Source organism: Nocardioides stalactiti, assembly GCF_014180715.1.
GTDB lineage: Bacteria > Actinomycetota > Actinomycetes > Propionibacteriales > Nocardioidaceae > Nocardioides > Nocardioides stalactiti.
Map to the genome: position 1 here is coordinate 1 of NZ_JACEFC010000222.1, position 2,205 is coordinate 2,205.

Consider the following 2,205-nt stretch of genomic DNA (forward strand, 5'->3'; position numbering starts at 1 on the left):
GGCGGCGGCCGCCGCTGCCGCAACCTCCTCCGGGCGGGTCTACGGACTCGCCGTCGAGAACTGGCCGGCGGCGACGACGTACCTCAACCAGCTCAACAAGAAGGTGGGGCGCACGCCCGACCAGCTGACCTACTACGCCTCCTGGGCGCTGACGACCGACTTCCCGTTCGCCTACCCGGGCGCCCGCCGGGTCGCGACGACCCCGGCGGTCGAGCTGGTGTGGGAGCCGTGGGACCCCGCGCTCGGGACGGTCCAGCCCAAGTACGCGCTCGCCCGGATCGCGAGTGGCGCGCACGACGCCTACCTCAAGCGCTGGGCGGCGCAGATCAAGAACTACCGCCTCCCTGTCGTCATCCGCTTCGCGCACGAGATGAACGGCGACTGGTACCCGTGGGCCGAGGCCGTCAACGGCAACGACCCCGGCGACTACGGCGTCGCCTGGCGGCACGTCGTCGACGTGTTCGACACCCTCGGGGTCACCAACGTGACCTGGTCGTGGGCGCCCAACATCTCCTACTACGGCTCGTGGCCGCTCGCCGGCCTCTATCCCGGCAAGGAGTACGTCGACCGGGTCGGCATCGACGGCTACAACTGGGGCACCTCGCGGACCCAGTCGGAGTGGCGCAGCCCGGACCAGGTGTTCGGCGGCACGCTCGCGGAGGTCACCGCGATCGCCCCCGGCAAGCCGGTCCACCTCACCGAGACGGCGAGCGCCGAGGTGGGCGGCAACAAGGCCGCGTGGATCACCGACCTGTTCGCGTGGATCGACGCCCACCCCCAGGTCAAGGGCCTCACCTGGTTCTCCTTCAGGAAGGAGACCGACTGGCGGATCGACTCCTCGACCGCGTCGACCACCGCCTTCCGCAACGGGATCTGGGACCCCGGAACCTGAGCCGTGGCCGCTGTCGGTGGGGCGTCGTACGGTGAGTCCATGCCGACGCCGCCGACCCTGGACGATGTCGCAGCGCTGGCGACGGCGCTGCCCGAGGTGACCGAGACCGTGCTCATGGGCGACTGGCAGGCCTGGGCGGTCAAGGGCAAGACCTTCGCCTGGGAGCGCCCCTTCAGCAAGGCCGACCTCAAGCGGTACGGCGACGAGACGCCGCCGTCGCTGCCGGTCCTCGCCGTGCGCACCGACGGGCTCGTGGAGAAGGAGGCGATCCTCGCCGACCCGCCCGAAGGCGTCTTCACCATCCCGCACTTCAACGGCTACGCGGCGGTCCTCGTCGAGCTGGACCGGGTCGGCGTCGACGACCTCCGGGAGCTGGTCGTCAGCGGCTGGTTCGCGATGGCGCCGAAGAAGCTCGCCGACTCCTACCGCGCGGAGGCGTAGCGCCTCACATCTCCTCGTGGTGGTCCGGGTCGCCGCCGAACAGCCGGCCGTCCGGGCGCCCGAGCGCCGTGATCGCCGTGACCTCTTCCGGCAACAGCGAGAACCCGAACACGTCGAGGTTCTCCGCCTGCCGCGACGCCGTCGCCGACTTCGGGATGGGCAGCGAGCCGAGCTCGACGTGCCAGCGCAGGATGACCTGGGCCGGCGTCACGCCGAGCCGCGCGGCCGGACCGGCGACAGCCGGCTCGCCGTACGGCGCCGCCCGCTTGCCGAGCGGGCTCCACGCCTCGGTGAGGATCCCGAGCTCGGCGTGCACCGCGCGCAGCTCCACCTGCGGGAACGCCGGGTGCAGCTCGACCTGGTTGACGGCCGGCACGACACCGGTCTCGTCGATCACCCGCTCGAGGTGGGCCCGGGTGAAGTTGGAGACGCCGATCGAGCGCACCAGCCCGCGCTCGCGGAGCTCGACGAGCGCCCGCCACGCCTCGGCGTACTGGCCGACGGACGGGTTGGGCCAGTGGATGAGGTGCAGGTCGAGGTAGTCCAGGCCGAGCCGGTCGAGCGAGGCCCCGGTGGAGGCGATGGTGTCCTCGTAGGAGTGGTGGCGGCCGGGGAGCTTGCTGGTGACGAACAGCTCCTCGCGCGGGACCCCGGACCGGCGCACGGCCTCGCCGACCGCCGCCTCGTTCTCGTAGTTGACCGCCGTGTCGAGCAGCCGGTAGCCGACCTCGATCGCGCTCACGGTCGCCGCCACCGCGTCGGAGCCCTGCAGCGGGTAGGTGCCGAAGCCGAGTGCGGGGAGCGACCGCCCGTCGTTGAGCTCGCATGTCGGAGTGGTCATCCGCTCACCGTACTGATCAGGTCTAGTGTCC

The 2,205-nt window shown here is 71.6% G+C and carries 3 protein-coding genes; 2 read left to right on the forward strand and 1 reads right to left on the reverse strand.

Features of this window, described 5'->3' with window-relative positions:
- Together H0487_RS22465 and H0487_RS22470 are read left to right on the forward strand one after the other, a co-directional pair.
- On the forward strand, positions 1–892 hold an 892-nt coding region (locus H0487_RS22465; protein WP_183096418.1), incomplete at its 5' end, for a glycoside hydrolase family 26 protein.
- A 39-nt stretch (positions 893–931) separates the two neighbouring features.
- A complete protein-coding gene (locus H0487_RS22470) occupies positions 932–1,333 on the forward strand; it encodes an MmcQ/YjbR family DNA-binding protein (RefSeq protein WP_183096419.1) in 402 nt (133 codons plus the stop codon).
- Between the two features lie 4 nt (positions 1,334–1,337).
- On the opposite strand, the gene H0487_RS22475 is transcribed toward H0487_RS22470, so the two are convergent.
- Complete coding sequence (locus H0487_RS22475; RefSeq protein ID WP_183096420.1) at positions 1,338–2,174, reverse strand: aldo/keto reductase; 837 nt, start codon at positions 2,172–2,174, stop codon at positions 1,338–1,340.
- Positions 2,175–2,205 lie beyond the last annotated feature (31 nt).